Source organism: Myroides indicus, assembly GCF_004364575.1.
Classification (GTDB): Bacteria; Bacteroidota; Bacteroidia; order Flavobacteriales; family Flavobacteriaceae; genus Flavobacterium; species Flavobacterium indicum_A.
On record NZ_SOAG01000020.1, the window covers coordinates 39,442 to 55,234 of the forward strand.

The window sequence follows — 15,793 nt, forward strand, 5'->3', positions numbered from 1 at the left end:
GAATGAAGAGATTTTTAGTGCTAAATATTCTAAAAACTAGAAATTTATGTTGTAAGTTAGGTTAATCCAGTTGTCTTTTGTTTTTATGTTTGCAAGGCTGGTTAAGTTATCCATGAACGATGTATCAAGCAAACCTCTTTTGTAGCTTCTTGTGGCATAGCTGTAAGATAAATCAAGTCGCGAACCGCCAAAATCATATCCGATACCGGCAGAAAAACTGTTTAAGTCTCCGGCAAGTTTTACATCTTTATATGGACTTTCTTCATATCTGTATCCTCCTCTGATACTTACCTGTTTAATTCTGTATTCTGCACCTATTCTTAGTTCGCCGGCAGTTTTCATATTATTTTTAAAGCTTTGGTTCAGCATGTTATAGGCATCGTCATATTTAGGTCTAAATTCGTTTTTGCTGTAATCCTGTAAGGAATAGTCTACACTGATTAATCCTCGTTCTCCGAAAATATAGGCTAAACTTCCGGTATATTTAGATGGGGTTCTGAGGTTATAACGGTCATATAGGTTGACCACATTCGGATAAACACCGCCGCGTTCGCCATCTGTAAAAGAAGTATTTAAAGACTGGGTAAGTTCGTCGTTTAAACTATACCAGGTCGGAGATTGATAAGTAAGACCGGCTCTTAAATCGTCTGTTATTTTTACAATAGCCCCCAGATCAAAAGAAAAACCAGTTCCGTAGGTGTACAGATAGTTGTTGAATACAGCCGATGTAACGGGTGGTAAATCGTTGTTGCTCTGGGTTGGTGGTTGAGAATTAAACGTTTCAAGACTACTGCTGTTTTGTGTGTAGTCTATTACATGAAGGTTAAGATTGGTACCTATGTAAAAACGCTCGTTTAATTCAACAGCAAAGTTTCCGCTGAATTGTCCCGTATAGCCTGTTGTACTGATAGCGCGTGCTTGAGCAGAACGTCCGTCAAAGTTTTTTTCATAACCATCGCTGTTGTTCAGCGGATTTATCAAACCTGCCTGATAGGCAAGATAAGCCTGTTGTCCGTTGTATCCGTTTTGGTATCCGGCATTAATGTATCCGTCGGTATGGTTTGTATTTCCCTGATCTACTACATTTATCCCGATGGGTCCGCCATTGCGCCCTCCGTGATTGGCAATTTGCAAAAAGTAATCGCCTAATCCGGTATTGTTCATCGGACTATTGCCCGAAAAATACATGTCATTTCGTAAATTTTTAGTGCTTTCGTAGTTCAGACCTATGGTGAACTTTGACATTGTAGCATTGGGATTATTGGATTTAAATACAAACAGAGCGCCCATTTGTCCAAGATCTAAACCTGAATATCTTTCAGAATTGTGATTGCCAAAATAATTGGATTTGTTATTTCTGTTGAGGTACGACAAGCTTAAAGCAGCAGTATTATAATTAAAGATAGCACTTCCTGCCGGGTTGACTTTTAAAGCAGATAAATCTCCTCCTACGGCTCCAAAAGCACCGCTCATTCCTCTAAAGCGAGCTGTGCCGCTAAGGTCGGATTCGTTGTATCTCATCACATCTCCCGGAGAAAGTTCCTGTGCATTCACGAAACTGTTCAGGGCTAAAAATCCGATTAAACTTAAAAAATATTTATTCATATATAATAGTCTTGCTTAATAAAAAATGAAAATTATCTTCTGTAACTACTGCGAGAACTTCCGCCGGTTGCACTTCCGCCATAACTTCCTCTGGAAGAAGAAGGGCTTGAATAACTGCTTCTGGAAGAATTGTAAGAACTTCTGGAATTATTATAGCTGTTGGTACTGTTGCTTCTTGTGCTGTTATTGTAATAGCTCGAATTGTTGTATCGGTTGCTGTTGTAATTTGAGTTAGTGTTGTACGAACTTCTTGAGCGATTATAATTGGTGTTTTGCTGATTGTTTGAATTCGTATTGTAAATCGGTCTGCCCGTTCTGTAATTGTTGTCTCTTACCTGATAACTGCTGCGTGTGTTGTACGAAGAACGTGCATTTGCAGTATTTGTGCCAGTACGCGAATAATAGGAGTTATTTCGTAGCGAATTGCTGTTATACGGCGTTCTTTGGGTGGCATAATAAGACGAACGTGCTCCTGCCGGGTAGGCTGTGTTTGCATAATAGCGGTGATAAGGATAATATCCTCCGTAATAATACGGATAACCATATCCCCAGTAATTATATCTCCATGGATTGTAATAACCATAATAGCCCCATCCCCATCCGAAGCTTAAACTTGAGCCCCAGTAAAAGGAATCGTAAAACGGATCGTAATATCCGCCCCAATAAGACCAGTAGGGAGAGCCGTAATAGCCGCTGTTAAAAACGTTTACCTGAAAGCTGCTCGGTTCACTGCCCCAAGAACCATACCCGGTGGTACTGATAGGCTGGTAGCTTAAAACGCTGTCGTTTACAGGAGACTGATAGGTGTTTACATCTGTAAAATACTCTAATTCTTCACTTCGGGACTTAAAGTAATTTTCGTAATAATCCGCGTCTTTTGTTGTATTATATGTATATGTTCTATTTTTGTCGTAAATTCCGTCATCGTAATATGATGCGCTGTGATAGGTACTACAAGAAACAGCCAATCCCCCTAATATAACCAGAAAGCTCAGTTTACCTGATAAGTTGAGTTTTGCAAGAATTGTTTTCATTTCGTTGTGTTTTTAATTGTTCGTACAAACAAATTTAATTAGTTTTGTCGATTATTCTAGTTAATTAAGAGTTAAACAATATTTTAGGGCTAATATATAAAGAATGAGTAAAAGTATTACTAAAAGAGCGGAGGACTATTCGAAATGGTACAATGAGCTTGTTGTAAAAGCAGATTTGGCAGAAAATTCGGGTGTTCGCGGGTGTATGGTTATCAAGCCGTACGGATATGCTATCTGGGAAAAGATGCAGGCAGAATTAGATAGAATGTTTAAAGAAACAGGACATCAGAATGCTTATTTTCCGCTGTTTATCCCCAAGTCTTATTTTAGTAAAGAAGCGAGTCACGTAGATGGTTTTGCCAAAGAATGTGCCGTTGTTACTCATTACCGCCTGAAGACAGGAGAAGACGGAAAAACAATAGAAGTGGATCCGGATGCTAAATTGGAAGAAGAGCTTATTGTGCGTCCTACTTCAGAAACAATTATTTGGGACACTTACAGAAAGTGGATTGAATCTTACCGCGATTTGCCTATTTTGGTCAATCAGTGGGCAAATGTGGTGCGCTGGGAAATGAGAACGCGCTTGTTTTTGAGAACAGCAGAGTTTTTGTGGCAGGAAGGGCATACAGCACATGCTACCCAAGAGGAAGCTGTTGCAGAAGCAGAGCAAATGCTGAATGTTTATGCTGATTTTGCAGAAAACTTTATGGCTATTCCTGTTGTAAAAGGATATAAGACAGAAAATGAACGTTTTGCCGGAGCAGTAGAAACGTATTGCATAGAAGCTTTGATGCAGGACGGAAAAGCATTGCAGGCGGGAACTTCTCACTTTTTGGGACAGAATTTTGCTAAGGCATTTGACGTAAAGTTTACCAGTCAGGAAGGAAAACAAGAATACGTTTGGGCTACGTCATGGGGAGTAAGTACCCGATTGATGGGAGCTTTGATTATGACCCATTCTGATGATAATGGTTTGGTGTTGCCTCCAAATTTAGCACCAATTCAGGTTGTTATTGTACCGATTCACAGAAATGACGAACAGCTGGAAGCGATTCGCGAAGAAGTGAAAAAAATTACCGATCAATTTAAAAAACTGCATATTTCTTTTAAATTTGACGACCGAACTACACTGAAACCAGGGTGGAAATTTAATGAATATGAGCTAAAAGGCGTACCGATTCGTTTGGCAGTAGGACCGAAAGATTTGGAAAACGGAACTTTTGAAGTGGCGCGACGTGATACGTTGACAAAAGAAGTGATTGCTAAAGAGGGGTTAGTTGAATATGTACAAAATTTGTTGGAAGAAATTCAAGTTAATTTGTATAAAAAGGCGCATCAATACAGAGCTGAACACATCACCGAAGTAAATTCGTTTGACGAATTTGAAAAAGTTTTGGAAACCAAAGGCGGATTTTTATCTGCACATTGGGATGGAACAGTTGAAACGGAAGAGAAAATAAAAGAACTGACCAAGGCAACTATCAGATGTATTCCAATCGATAGAAAAGAGGAAGAAGGAAAATGCGTGCTAACTGGAAATCCGTCTAAAGGAAGAGTGCTGTTTGCCAGAGCGTATTAAAAGTAAAAATGATATGATTGAAAACATACTTTGTAATAGGATAAAGTGATTTTAAAAAGAGAAGCGGATGGGATTGGTTAAAATCTTACTTTTTTTTGTCTCTGCCATACCTATACAAAGGAGAAATAGGAATTGATTTTGACAAAATGACTTTTGCTGGGGTATGACGAGGACGAGAGTAAAAAAGTTGAATTTGAGTTTTACAAAAGGAGGATTTCAGAACTTTGTTTAGGGTGTGATGAAATTTATAGTTTTTATCAAGCCAAAGGAGTGGGGGTATTTTGGTCGCCAATTAGCCTTGTGTATGAAGGATTTTTTGATAAAAATGATATAAAATACTATTTGATTTTAAATTTTAACGGGATTACTGCCGATAATGAAGAGTTGTTTGAATTTAAAAAAACAGACTGTCTCATTAAAATAGATAAGGGAAGTGCGAAGTAAAAAGGGATAAATCTTTTTAAAACTTTCTTTTAAAAAAGCTTGCGGATTTGAAAAAAAGATGTACTTTTGCATCCGCGTTGAATAAACAACACGGTCCGTTCGTCTAGGGGTTAGGACGCCAGGTTTTCATCCTGGTAACAGGGGTTCGATTCCCCTACGGACTACAGGTTCTTTAAACAGAATTGCAAACACAAATTTTTGGTCCGTTCGTCTAGGGGTTAGGACGCCAGGTTTTCATCCTGGTAACAGGGGTTCGATTCCCCTACGGACTACAGGTTCTTTAAACAGAATTGCAAACACAAATTTTGGTCCGTTCGTCTAGGGGTTAGGACGCCAGGTTTTCATCCTGGTAACAGGGGTTCGATTCCCCTACGGACTACAGGTTCTTTAAACAGAATTGCAAACACAAATTTTTGGTCCGTTCGTCTAGGGGTTAGGACGCCAGGTTTTCATCCTGGTAACAGGGGTTCGATTCCCCTACGGACTACAGAGAAAAAACAGTATAGACTTAATAAAATATTTAAACGAAATGGCAAATCATAAGTCAGCTTTAAAAAGAATTAGAAGTAACGAAAAAAAGAGAGTATTAAACAGATATCAGCATAAAACAACTCGTAATGCTATTAAAGCTTTGCGTTTGATTGAAGATCAAAAAGAGGCTGCTGATAAGTTACCTGTAGTGGTTTCTATGATTGATAAATTAGCTAAGAAAAATATCATTCATGCAAACAAAGCTTCTAACTTAAAATCTAAGCTTACAAAACACGTTGCTGCATTATAATAGCAACTCGTTTTGAGTTAAAAAAAAATACACCAAGCTCTCAAACCTCTGAGGGCTTTTTTTGTTGAAGCTATACGTTTTATAAATAAAAAATTAATTTTAAAATCCCTATATGACACCAATTAGGAATATTGCTATCATTGCACACGTGGATCATGGTAAAACAACAATGGTTGACAAGATTTTACATCACTGTCAGCTATTTCGCGAAAGTGAAAATACTGGAGAATTAATCTTAGACAATGAAGATATCGAGCGCGAAAGAGGTATTACTATTGTGTCTAAAAACGTTTCGGTAAATTATAAAGGAACAAAGATTAATATTATAGATACTCCCGGACACGCGGATTTCGGAGGAGAAGTAGAACGTGTATTAAACATGGCAGACGGCGTTTTGTTGATTGTAGATGCTTTTGAAGGGCCTATGCCGCAAACCCGTTTTGTATTGCAAAAAGCAATCAGTTTGGGACTAAAACCTTGCGTGGTTGTAAACAAAGTTGATAAAGAAAACTGTACGCCGGAAGAAGTACACGAAAAAGTATTTGACCTGATGTTTGAATTAGGTGCAGAAGAGTGGCAGATGGACTTTCCGGCAGTGTACGGCTCGGCAAAGAATAATTGGATGTCTACCGATTGGAAACAGCCAACAGACTCTTTTGAACCTTTGCTGGACATGGTATTAGAACATATTCCGGCAGCAGAAGTGAGAGAAGGTACGCCTCAAATGCTGATTACATCACTGGATTACTCCACTTTTACAGGTCGTATTGCGATTGGACGTTTACACCGCGGTGTTTTAAAAGAAGGCATGAACATTTCTTTGATTAAACGCGATGGAAAAACGATTAAATCAAAAATAAAAGAACTGCATACCTTTGAAGGTTTAGGAAGAAAAAAAGTATCCGAAGTTCACGCAGGAGATATTTGTGCAGTAGTGGGAATAGAAGGATTTGAAATCGGAGACGTAATTGCTGATTTTGAAAATCCGGAAGCTTTGCCAACTATTACTATTGATGAGCCAACGATGAGTATGCTGTTTACTATTAACGATTCTCCTTTTTTTGGTAAAGAAGGAAAATACGTTACGTCTCGCCATATCAAAGACCGCTTAACGAAAGAGTTGGAGAAAAATCTGGCTTTACGCGTAAACGAAACGGACAGTGCGGATAAATTTATGGTTTTTGGTAGAGGTGTATTGCATTTGTCTGTTTTGATTGAAACTATGCGACGTGAAGGCTATGAGCTTCAAATCGGACAACCGCAGGTTATCATTAAAGAAATAGACGGAGTTAAGTGTGAGCCAATTGAAGAGCTGACTATTGATATTCCTGAAAACTTATCCGGACGAGCTGTTGAATACGTAACGCTTAAAAAAGGTGAAATGACCAGTATGGAACCGCGTGGCGAGCGTATGATCATTAAATTTTTGATTCCGTCGAGAGGAATTATAGGTTTGAGAAATCAGTTGCTGACAGCTACGGCAGGTGAAGCAATCATGTCGCACCGCTTCTTGGAATATCAACCTTACAAAGGGGAAATTGCCGGACGTACAAATGGCTCTTTAATTTCTATGGAAAACGGAAAAGCAATTCCGTATTCAATTGACAAGTTACAGGAACGCGGTAAATTTTTTGTTGATCCCAACGAGGATATTTATGAAGGACAGGTTATCGGAGAAAACTCTCGCGGTGATGACATGACGGTAAACGTAACAAAAACGAAAAAGCTGACTAACGTTAGAGCGTCAGGTTCTGATGATAAAGCAAGAATTGTTCCCGCCATTAAGTTTTCATTAGAAGAGGCATTGGAGTATATCCAAAAAGATGAATATGTTGAGGTAACGCCTAAATCGCTTCGTTTGAGAAAAATTTTCTTAAAAGAAACGGACAGAAAACGCAATAAATTAGCTTAAACAAAGCAAAACATATACCAGAGTCTTTATCATTCGATAAAGACTCTTTTTTTAGTAATAATCTTTGACATTACAATAAAAATAACAGCAAACCTTTTATATTTGCCCCATGCAATTATCTGTTATTATTCTTAATTATAACGTACGCTTCTTTTTAGAACAATGTATTAAGTCTGTTCAAAAATCCTTAAAAAACTTAGAGGGGGAAATTATCGTTGTAGATAATAACTCGCAGGATGATAGCAGTGCCATGATGCGTGAGCTGTTTCCGGATATCCGGTATATCCAAAACCAAACTAATCTCGGTTTTCCTAAAGGCAATAATATTGGGGTAAGTATGGCAAAAGGAGAATATATCTGTATTCTCAATCCCGATACAGTTGTGGCAGAAGATACTTTTGAAAAGGCATTACATTTTATTCAAACCCGAAATGATATCGGAATTCTCGGTTGCAAATTAATTGATGGACGAGGCAGTTTTTTGCCGGAATCTAAAAGAGGGATCCCCACTGTCTGGCGCTCGATGACAAAAATTTGCGGAATGCATAAGCTATTTCCCAACAGCAAGTACTTTAACGGATATTATGCATCCCATTTGCGCAACAATCAACAGGGAGAAGTGGAAGTACTGGTGGGGGCGTTCATGTTGATGAAAAAAGAGCTCTATCTGGATTTGGGAGGATTTGACGAGCAGTTTTTTATGTATGTAGAAGATACCGATTTATCTTATCGCAGTTTAAAACAGGGCAAGGTAAATTATTATTTTCCCGAAACGGCAATTATTCACTATAAAGGCGAAAGTACCGTAAAGGATAAGGAATACGTCAAACGGTTTCACTCGGGGACTCAAATTTTTTATCAAAAGCATTTTAAGGCGTCTCTCTTTTTTGAGTTGTTGATGAAAACGATAACTTTTTCATTTTTAATAACCAAGCAGGATAAAAAGCAAAAAATGAAAATTGTCTCTGCGGAATGTTATGTAGTTACGCGATGTAATGAGTTACAGCACAAACTGAAAAATGACTGTAAAACGAAAGTTTATTGTGTTGAAAATACAGAAGCTTTACGCGATCTTCATTTACATCAGAAGCCGCAGAATATTGAAATTATATTTGACGGAAACTATCTGTCCAACAAAGAAATTATTGCTTTTATGACAGAATATCAAAAATCTAATATCTTTTTTAAGATTAAACCAGAGCAAGCTGATTTTTTGATCGGGAGTAACGACAGAAATAGTCGGGGAGAAGTGGTTCTGTTGTAAAAAATATTATCTTCTGCGTTTTATCCGGTTCATGAAGAACGTAACTTGTATAAGTATGAATGCTCAAAAAGATAAAAGTCTTTTTGGGGTGCTTTTTTGCAGATTAATTATTAGAAATCCAAAATATTACTAAATTTGTAGTCTGAATAAGAAAACACAACCTTAGGTTATAAATATGGCAAAGTTCGAATTGAAATTACCCAAAATGGGTGAAAGTGTTGCTGAAGCAACGATTACAAACTGGTTGAAGAATGTTGGGGATCATATTGAAGCTGATGAAACAGTATTAGAGATAGCAACAGATAAAGTGGATAGCGAAGTTCCGTCAGAAGTAGAGGGTACTTTGGTAGAAATATTATTTCAAGTAGACGATGTTGTTCAGGTAGGACAAACGATAGCAATAATAGAAACAGAAGGAGGAGAGGCAGTTTCTGCTCCTGAAACAGCTGTACAAGCTACAAAAGCTGTTGAGCAAGTTATAGAAACAGCTCAAAAAGCAGTTGCGCCGGTTGACTTTTCAGAATCGGATAAGTTCTTTTCGCCTTTGGTTAAAAATATAGCAAAAGAAGAAGGTATTTCTCTGTCTGAACTGGAAGCAATTAACGGAACTGGAAAAGAAGGAAGAGTAACTAAAAATGATATTTTAGAATACGTTAAAAACAGAGGAAGCCAATCACCACAACCGACAATAGTAAAAACAGAGGCACCAAAAACTGCTCCTGCCGTACAGACTGCAAGTAAAGCTGCTCCTGTTTCCGTAAACGGCGCAGACGAGATTGTAGAAATGGATCGTATGCGAAAACTTATCTCCGGATATATGGTGCAGTCTGTTCAAACTTCAGCTCACGTTCAGTCGTTCATTGAAGTGGATGTGACTAACATCGTTAAATGGAGAAATAAAGTAAAAAATACATTCGAAAAAAGAGAAGGAGAAAAGTTGACTTTTACCCCGATCTTTATGGAAGCCGTTGCAAAAGCTTTGAAAGACTTTCCGGGTATGAATATTTCTGTAGATGGCGATTACATTATCAAGAAAAAGAATATTAATCTGGGGATGGCAGCTGCATTGCCGAACGGAAATCTGATTGTTCCTGTAATTAAAAATGCCGATCAATTAAATTTGGTGGGTATGGCAAAAGCGGTAAACGACTTAGGAAATCGTGCTAAAGCCGGTAAACTAAAACCGGATGATACACAAGGCGGAACGTATACGGTTACCAATGTGGGGACTTTTGGCAGTGTATTTGGCACGCCAATTATCAATCAGCCGCAAGTTGGGATTTTAGCATTGGGAGCCATCCGAAAAGTACCTGCGGTTATCGAAACTCCGGAAGGAGATTTTATCGGAATCCGCCAAAAAATGTTTTTGTCGCACAGCTATGATCACCGCGTGGTTGACGGAGCATTAGGGGGACAATTTGTAAAACGCGTAGCGGATATTTTAGAAGCTTGGGACGTTAACAGAGAAATATAGTATAAGTTTTTTATTGTATTAAAAAATGGAGCTGTCTCAAAACAAAAGAGACAGCTTCTTTTTCTTAAAAAAACACATAATTATTTGGTTTTGTCTGTAGAAGGCTTAACTACTTTTTTAATGTCAGATGAAGTGAACGAGCCTTTTATGCGAATGATTGTACAGGATTGATCTTCGTTTACATACATAATTAAATCCTTAAATTTGTCGTTTTGCTTATAGCCTAGAAAATTTACACTTTGTTTTTTTTCTTTGATGGTCATTAAAGATTCATAAGTTTTGCTTTTAGTTAAAGATTCCATTTCAGAACGCATTACATTTATTGTTTTGGTATCACCTTCACAAGTATATATTTCTATTTGCTCCAGTTTGTCAGAAAGTTGCCCAATATCGGTACCTCCTGCACTTTCAAATTCAGGAATCATATTCAGTAGTGCTTTGGAAATGTAAACGACGGATACATTGTCATTATCGGCTAATTTATTAAAAAGCTTTTCTTGTGCATGCAGCATTCCTATGTTAACAAGAAAAAGAGCAATGATATATGTGATTTTTGTTTTCATTTTACTGTTGATTAAAATTGTTTATTGATTTTTTTAAAATTTGATTAGAGTATGCTATTGTTTGTTGTGAATGGGATAACTGACCAAGTCCTTTATTGTATTTTTTGGAAATTAGAATAATAGCTTCTTGTGCTTTTTGTATTTTTTCAATATCTGTCTGGGACAGATTTTTAGAAGGCTGATCGGAAAAGTTCTTGTTAAAAAGAAAATATATTCCAATTAATAGAGTAAAAGAAGCCGCAAGAGATGTCCATATCCATCTTTTTTGAAAGGCAATAATACGAGGTTTTGAACTGATTTCTAGATGATCTATTCTAGCAATCAAACGACTTTCTAGCTCTGCGGGGATTTTAATCAGATCTTTTTTAAATATGGTGTTTAAAATAACTTGCTCATTTTTTAAATCTTCTGAAATATCTGTCTGATTAAAGTACTCAATTAATTCTTTTTCTTGTTCAGCAGAGGTTTCTCCCTGATAAAAAAGAGCTATTAACTTTTTAATTTCTTCTGCTGTTTTCATATCCTTTTCCATTGTAAAAATTGATCTTTGATTGTCTTTCTTGCCCGTGATAAAATAACTCGCAAATTGACGGCACTTATTCCCAGTGTCTCTTCAATAACTTCATTAGGATATTCCTCCCAATGTTTCATCCAAAATGCTGTCTTTTGTTGCTGGGGTAAGGCATCTATAATTTTTTTTATAAACTCAGCTTCATCTGTCCAATCTGCGTTTTCTACAAAAATTGGTTTTTCTGTCATTTGTTTTATTTTCTCTTCTTTTTTGTTTTGTTTTATATAATCCATACATGAGTTTCGCAAAACAATGACAGCATATGCCTCCATATTTTGAATGCTTTTTAGCTTATCTCTTTGAGACCAAAGTTTGACGTAAGTATCCTGTACCAAGTCTTCCGCAAGATAAGTGTCTTCAATAATCCGATACGCAATCCGATAGAGTTTTTGGTGATAGGGAATAAAAATTTCTTTAAAACGTTGTGCATTCATTTTCTTTTATTTCCCGTATTTATTTACCAGCGCTGTAAGGTCTTTTTGTTTGATATTTCCTTGCAGTCTGACGATAACAGGTTCATCATTATCAGATACCAATATTAATAGTTCTTTTATACTATCCTTTTTTCTCTTCGTTAAAATTTTTACGTTTTTGCCTTTCTCTCTAACCTGTATTAGCGTTTCGTAATTGCGGTCAGATTTAAGATTGTTTATTTCCCTTGAAATTTCTTGTTTAACATCAGCTTTACAGTCCGATAAATCATAAACTTCGATTTTATTGATATTTTTTGTACTATCCGGTATATCGTTTGTTGTTTCTATCATTTTTCCCATCCATAGTAGTAAACCGCCGATTTTTACGCTTTCGACGTTTTCAGCTTGAGCTGCCTTTTTTAAAAGACGATCTAAATCATGCGCCATACTATATTGACTAAAAAAAGCTAGACAGATAAAGGTAATTACTATTTTTTTCATAATTCATTATTTTTAAAGTTATGTTCAAAAGGGTGTGCGCAGTCTTTTGTTTATCTATAAGACTTCAAAAGAGCAAAAAGTGTTACAAAAAAAACAAATATTTTTTTTCGGATTTTGATTTTTGTACCTTGAAGCATAAAAGAATTTATTTAAATAAATTGAGAATATGAATAATTATATACTAAACAACGGCGTGTTAATTCCCGAAATAGGCTTTGGCACGTGGCAAACGCCTGATGGCGATACAGCGATTGAAGCGGTGAAAACAGCTTTACAAGCAGGTTATAGACACATAGATACAGCATTAATATACAGGAATGAACAAAGTGTTGGAAAAGCAATAAGAGAGTCCGGGATAGCGAGAAAAGACATTTTTGTAACCAGTAAATTGTGGAATAAAGCCAGGGGATACGATACTGCACTTAAAGCATTTGAAATTTCGCTAAAAAATCTGGGAATGGATTATCTGGATTTGTATCTTATTCATTGGCCGGCAAATGCGAAACAATTTGACGATTGGGAAAAAATAAATGCAAATTCTTGGAAAGCGTTAGAAAAACTTTATGCAGAAGGGTTGGTTAAAGCTATTGGCGTAAGCAATTTTTTGACAGAACATTTAAAAGCACTGGAAAAAACAGCAACGATTTTGCCCATGGTGAATCAAATAGAATTTCATCCCGGTTATATGCAAACTGAAACTGTTGCATATTGTAAAAACAACAATATTTTAGTAGAAGCCTGGAGTCCGTTGGGAACAGGAAAAATGCTTGAAAACGAAACACTGAAAAAAATTGCAGGTTCTTATAAAGTATCTGTTGCTCAATTGTGCATTCGTTGGATTCTGCAAAAAGGTCATCTTCCCCTACCTAAATCTGTTACGCCAGAACGTATAAAGCAAAATTTAGAAGTATTTAATTTTACAATATTGGAAAAAGATATTAAAACTATAGATAATTTACCTTATATTGGCGGTTCGGGATTACATCCTAATGAGATTGATTTTTAAAAAGCAAATAAATTTTATCGAGTAATTATTAATTCACATAAGAAAAGGGTAATCTCTTTAATAGAGTTTATCCTTTTTTATTTATGCTGATTAAAAATACGAGTGAAAATTTTTTCTGTTGCGTTTTTATTTTTAAGAATAAAATTGCTGCAAATTTTTCCGGTTGTAATTCGCTTATTGCTGTCTTCTAAAAAATTATCCAACACCGTATTTAATTCATGCTGATTGTGAACCACAATGCATCCACCGAGAGAAATTAAGTCTTTGGCTTCCTGAAACTTTTTATAATTAGGACCAATTATCACGGGAACTCCATAGGTGGCTGCTTCCAAAATATTGTGTACGCCAGAGCCAAATCCCCCGCCAATATAAGCAATGTCAGCATAACTGTATGCTTTAGTTAACAAGCTGTAAGCATCTATGATTAAAACCGTATATTCATTTAAATTTTTGCTTTCTCGGTCGGAGTATAAAAGCGTCTTCTTTTTCAGAATTTTTTTCAGATTGTCAATTTGTTCCTTTTTAATGTTGTGCGGAGCAATAACAAATTTGGTGTTTTTGGTAGAGTTATTGATATAATCTGCTAAAAGTACTTCGTCTTCTGTCCATGAACTACCAACCACTATTACAGGATTTTGTTTGTGATTTGTAAAGTCGTCTAAAAAGTCTAATTGGTTGTTGTTTTCCAAAATTTGAGAAACCCGATCAAATCGCGTATCACCAACTATTTCTGTATTAGAAAACCCTAACTTGGAAAGCAACATTGCAGAAGTGTCATTCTGAACAAAATAATAAGTAAATGCCCGAAGTGCTTTTCTGTAGAAACTACCATACCATTTAAAAAACACCTGATCAGGACGAAATATTCCTGATATCAAATAGGTAGGAATACGTTTTTTATGTAATATATTAAGATAGTTAGGCCAGTATTCGTATTTGACAAAAAACACTTTTTCAGGATGAATAAGATTAATAAAGCGTTTTGCATTGCGAATGGTATCCATGGGCAAATACAGTGTTGCATCTGCAATAGGATTGTTTTTTTTTACTTCATATCCTGAAGGAGAGAAAAAAGTAAGAACAATTTTATGGTTCGGAAATTTGCTTTTCAATATTTCGATAAGAGGGAGCCCTTGTTCATATTCTCCTAAGGAAGCTACGTGGATCCAAAAAACTTTGTCTGAAGAAAAGATGAGTTGCTTTACGATTGCAAAAGATTCTTTTCGGCCCTTAACAAATAATCGGATTTTTGGGTTGAATAAAGCGATAACCTTTAAGACGAAAAAAGAAATGTAAACAAGTATATTGTAAAGGTAGAACATATTTAAAAATTTATAAAACGAAAATACGCTTCTTTTGACAAAGATAATGTATAGAGAGCTAATTAATTCTTACTTTTGTTAATCAAATCAGATGAAAATAAATAAGTATTTACTTTAGGAACCGGCGGTTTTATGTGGGTACTTTTAATAAAAAAATAAAAGAGTGTAAAATGAAAAAAATTCAAATGGTTGACTTAAAAAGTCAATATAAAGACATTAAAGAAGAGGTAAATCAATCTATTCAGGAAATATTAGAAAACTCTACTTTTATTAATGGTCCTCAGGTTCATTCTTTCCAGAAAAACCTTGAAAAATATTTAGGCGTAAAACACGTAATTCCATGCGCAAATGGTACAGACGCTTTGCAGATAGCTATGATGGGCTTGGGTTTAAAACCCGGAGATGAGGTAATTACAGCTGATTTTACTTTTGCAGCAACGGTTGAAGTAATTGGCTTATTACAGCTGACGCCTGTTTTAGTTGATGTAGATCCAAAGACATTTAATATATCAGTTGAAGCCATAAAAAAAGCAATCACTCCAAAGACCAAAGCTATCGTTCCTGTACATCTGTTTGGACAGGTTGCCGATATGGAAGAAATTTTAAAAATAGCCGAGGAACACAATTTATATGTGATTGAAGATAATGCACAGGGAATAGGAGGAAGCTATACTTTTTCTGATGGGAAAAAAGTGAAAACCGGAGCCATGGGACATGTATCAGCTACATCATTTTTCCCTTCTAAAAATTTGGGGTGCTATGGAGATGGAGGAGCTATTTTTACCAATGACGATGAGCTGGCTCATATTATCAGAGGTATTGTAAATCACGGAATGTACGAGCGTTATCATCATGATGTGATAGGGGTAAATTCAAGATTAGACAGTATTCAGGCAGCTGTGCTGAATGTTAAACTTCCCCAATTAGATAGTTATAACACAAGAAGAAGATCCGCGGCAAATCAATATTCAGAAGCTTTAAAAAATCATCCGAATGTTATTACGCCTGTAATTCAAGGAGATGATGACAGTCACGTTTTTCACCAATATACTTTGCGAATTGTTAATGCAGACCGAAATGGGTTAATGGCTCATTTACAGTCAAAAGAAATACCTTGTGCTATTTATTATCCAATTCCGTTGCACAAACAAAAGGCATATCTGGATTCTCGTTATAAAGAAGCAGATTTTCCGGTTACCAATCAATTGGTTCAAGAAGTTTTGTCATTGCCTATGCACTCAGAACTGGAACCTGACCAAATTAAATTTATTACAGACGAAATAAAGAGTTTTTTAGGATAAGAAGTAAAGAAACGGCTCATTTT

15 protein-coding genes and 4 tRNA genes are annotated in these 15,793 nt (G+C 36.2%); 12 read left to right on the forward strand and 7 right to left on the reverse strand.

Translation table 11 applies throughout. The features are described 5' to 3' along the window. Positions 1-36 precede the first annotated feature (36 nt). Together C8P70_RS09200 and C8P70_RS09205 are read right to left on the reverse strand one after the other, a co-directional pair. Positions 37-1,605 (reverse strand): OmpP1/FadL family transporter, encoded by a 1,569-nt coding sequence (locus C8P70_RS09200; protein ID WP_133713045.1) that lies wholly within the window; start codon positions 1,603-1,605, stop codon positions 37-39. A 32-nt stretch (positions 1,606-1,637) separates the two neighbouring features. Further along, a complete protein-coding gene (locus C8P70_RS09205; RefSeq protein WP_133713046.1) occupies positions 1,638-2,639 on the reverse strand; it encodes a hypothetical protein in 1,002 nt (333 codons plus the stop codon). A gap of 103 nt (positions 2,640-2,742) precedes the next feature. On the opposite strand from C8P70_RS09205, the gene proS reads away from it, so the two are divergent. From proS to C8P70_RS09255, 10 genes are all read left to right on the forward strand, one after another. After that, positions 2,743-4,218, forward strand: coding sequence for a proline--tRNA ligase (proS, locus tag C8P70_RS09210; RefSeq protein ID WP_133713047.1), 1,476 nt, complete (start codon positions 2,743-2,745; stop codon positions 4,216-4,218). Between the two features lie 153 nt (positions 4,219-4,371). Beyond that, complete coding sequence (locus C8P70_RS09215; protein WP_133713048.1) at positions 4,372-4,662, forward strand: hypothetical protein; 291 nt, start codon at positions 4,372-4,374, stop codon at positions 4,660-4,662. 92 nt (positions 4,663-4,754) lie between these two features. Then, positions 4,755-4,826 (forward strand) — tRNA-Glu (locus tag C8P70_RS09220). A 36-nt stretch (positions 4,827-4,862) separates the two neighbouring features. Next, positions 4,863-4,934: transfer RNA gene (locus tag C8P70_RS09225), tRNA-Glu, on the forward strand. A gap of 35 nt (positions 4,935-4,969) precedes the next feature. Further along, a tRNA-Glu gene (locus C8P70_RS09230) sits at positions 4,970-5,041 on the forward strand. Positions 5,042-5,077: 36 nt separating this feature from the next. Further along, positions 5,078-5,149, forward strand: a tRNA-Glu gene (locus C8P70_RS09235). Positions 5,150-5,191: 42 nt separating this feature from the next. Beyond that, positions 5,192-5,443, forward strand: coding sequence for a 30S ribosomal protein S20 (gene rpsT, locus C8P70_RS09240; protein ID WP_133713049.1), 252 nt, complete (start codon positions 5,192-5,194; stop codon positions 5,441-5,443). 112 nt (positions 5,444-5,555) lie between these two features. Then, a complete protein-coding gene (gene typA / locus C8P70_RS09245) occupies positions 5,556-7,355 on the forward strand; it encodes a translational GTPase TypA (protein ID WP_133713050.1) in 1,800 nt (599 codons plus the stop codon). Between the two features lie 109 nt (positions 7,356-7,464). After that, positions 7,465-8,619, forward strand: a complete 1,155-nt coding sequence (locus C8P70_RS09250; protein WP_133713051.1) for a glycosyltransferase family 2 protein — start codon at positions 7,465-7,467, stop codon at positions 8,617-8,619. A 175-nt stretch (positions 8,620-8,794) separates the two neighbouring features. Then, the gene (locus C8P70_RS09255) at positions 8,795-10,093 is read left to right on the forward strand and encodes a dihydrolipoamide acetyltransferase family protein (protein WP_133713052.1); all 1,299 of its coding nucleotides are present in this window, start codon (positions 8,795-8,797) and stop codon (positions 10,091-10,093) included. Between the two features lie 80 nt (positions 10,094-10,173). Here the strand turns inward: C8P70_RS09255 and C8P70_RS09260 are convergent, their stop codons facing one another. The 4 genes from C8P70_RS09260 to C8P70_RS09275 are packed head-to-tail and all read right to left on the reverse strand — an operon-like array spanning position 10,174 to position 12,141. After that, positions 10,174-10,656 (reverse strand): DUF4252 domain-containing protein, encoded by a 483-nt coding sequence (locus tag C8P70_RS09260; protein ID WP_133713053.1) that lies wholly within the window; start codon positions 10,654-10,656, stop codon positions 10,174-10,176. 1 nt (position 10,657) lies between these two features. Beyond that, positions 10,658-11,176: a hypothetical protein gene (locus C8P70_RS09265; protein ID WP_133713054.1), complete on the reverse strand. Its 519-nt coding sequence runs from the start codon at positions 11,174-11,176 to the stop codon at positions 10,658-10,660. Continuing rightward, positions 11,173-11,661, reverse strand: a complete 489-nt coding sequence (locus C8P70_RS09270) for an RNA polymerase sigma factor (RefSeq protein WP_133713055.1) — start codon at positions 11,659-11,661, stop codon at positions 11,173-11,175. Before C8P70_RS09270 ends, C8P70_RS09265 begins: the two co-directional genes overlap by 4 nt. Positions 11,662-11,667: 6 nt before the next feature. Further along, positions 11,668-12,141, reverse strand: coding sequence for a DUF4252 domain-containing protein (locus tag C8P70_RS09275; protein WP_133713056.1), 474 nt, complete (start codon positions 12,139-12,141; stop codon positions 11,668-11,670). Positions 12,142-12,307: 166 nt separating this feature from the next. Here C8P70_RS09275 and C8P70_RS09280 point away from each other — a divergent pair, with 166 nt between their 5' ends. Beyond that, positions 12,308-13,147, forward strand: a complete 840-nt coding sequence (locus C8P70_RS09280) for an aldo/keto reductase (protein WP_133713057.1) — start codon at positions 12,308-12,310, stop codon at positions 13,145-13,147. 77 nt (positions 13,148-13,224) lie between these two features. Here C8P70_RS09280 and C8P70_RS09285 read toward each other — a convergent pair whose 3' ends face one another. Then, positions 13,225-14,469, reverse strand: a complete 1,245-nt coding sequence (locus C8P70_RS09285; RefSeq protein WP_133713058.1) for a 3-deoxy-D-manno-octulosonic acid transferase — start codon at positions 14,467-14,469, stop codon at positions 13,225-13,227. Positions 14,470-14,639: 170 nt separating this feature from the next. On the opposite strand from C8P70_RS09285, the gene C8P70_RS09290 reads away from it, so the two are divergent. Next, positions 14,640-15,770 carry a DegT/DnrJ/EryC1/StrS family aminotransferase gene (locus C8P70_RS09290; RefSeq protein ID WP_133713059.1) on the forward strand — a complete coding sequence of 377 codons (1,131 nt, stop codon included), beginning with the start codon at positions 14,640-14,642 and terminating at the stop codon, positions 15,768-15,770. Positions 15,771-15,793 lie beyond the last annotated feature (23 nt).

Coding starts and splice junctions, on each gene's coding strand:
- C8P70_RS09250 (WP_133713051.1), top strand. CDS start 7,465: ATGCAATTATCTGTTATTATTCTTAATTATAACGTACGCTTCTTTTTA.
- C8P70_RS09205 (WP_133713046.1), bottom strand. CDS start 2,639: ATGAAAACAATTCTTGCAAAACTCAACTTATCAGGTAAACTGAGCTTT.
- C8P70_RS09280 (WP_133713057.1), top strand. CDS start 12,308: ATGAATAATTATATACTAAACAACGGCGTGTTAATTCCCGAAATAGGC.
- C8P70_RS09200 (WP_133713045.1), bottom strand. CDS start 1,605: ATGAATAAATATTTTTTAAGTTTAATCGGATTTTTAGCCCTGAACAGT.
- C8P70_RS09285 (WP_133713058.1), bottom strand. CDS start 14,469: ATGTTCTACCTTTACAATATACTTGTTTACATTTCTTTTTTCGTCTTA.
- proS (WP_133713047.1), top strand. CDS start 2,743: ATGAGTAAAAGTATTACTAAAAGAGCGGAGGACTATTCGAAATGGTAC.
- C8P70_RS09260 (WP_133713053.1), bottom strand. CDS start 10,656: ATGAAAACAAAAATCACATATATCATTGCTCTTTTTCTTGTTAACATA.
- C8P70_RS09290 (WP_133713059.1), top strand. CDS start 14,640: ATGAAAAAAATTCAAATGGTTGACTTAAAAAGTCAATATAAAGACATT.
- rpsT (WP_133713049.1), top strand. CDS start 5,192: ATGGCAAATCATAAGTCAGCTTTAAAAAGAATTAGAAGTAACGAAAAA.
- C8P70_RS09255 (WP_133713052.1), top strand. CDS start 8,795: ATGGCAAAGTTCGAATTGAAATTACCCAAAATGGGTGAAAGTGTTGCT.
- C8P70_RS09275 (WP_133713056.1), bottom strand. CDS start 12,141: ATGAAAAAAATAGTAATTACCTTTATCTGTCTAGCTTTTTTTAGTCAA.
- C8P70_RS09270 (WP_133713055.1), bottom strand. CDS start 11,661: ATGAATGCACAACGTTTTAAAGAAATTTTTATTCCCTATCACCAAAAA.
- C8P70_RS09265 (WP_133713054.1), bottom strand. CDS start 11,176: ATGAAAACAGCAGAAGAAATTAAAAAGTTAATAGCTCTTTTTTATCAG.
- typA (WP_133713050.1), top strand. CDS start 5,556: ATGACACCAATTAGGAATATTGCTATCATTGCACACGTGGATCATGGT.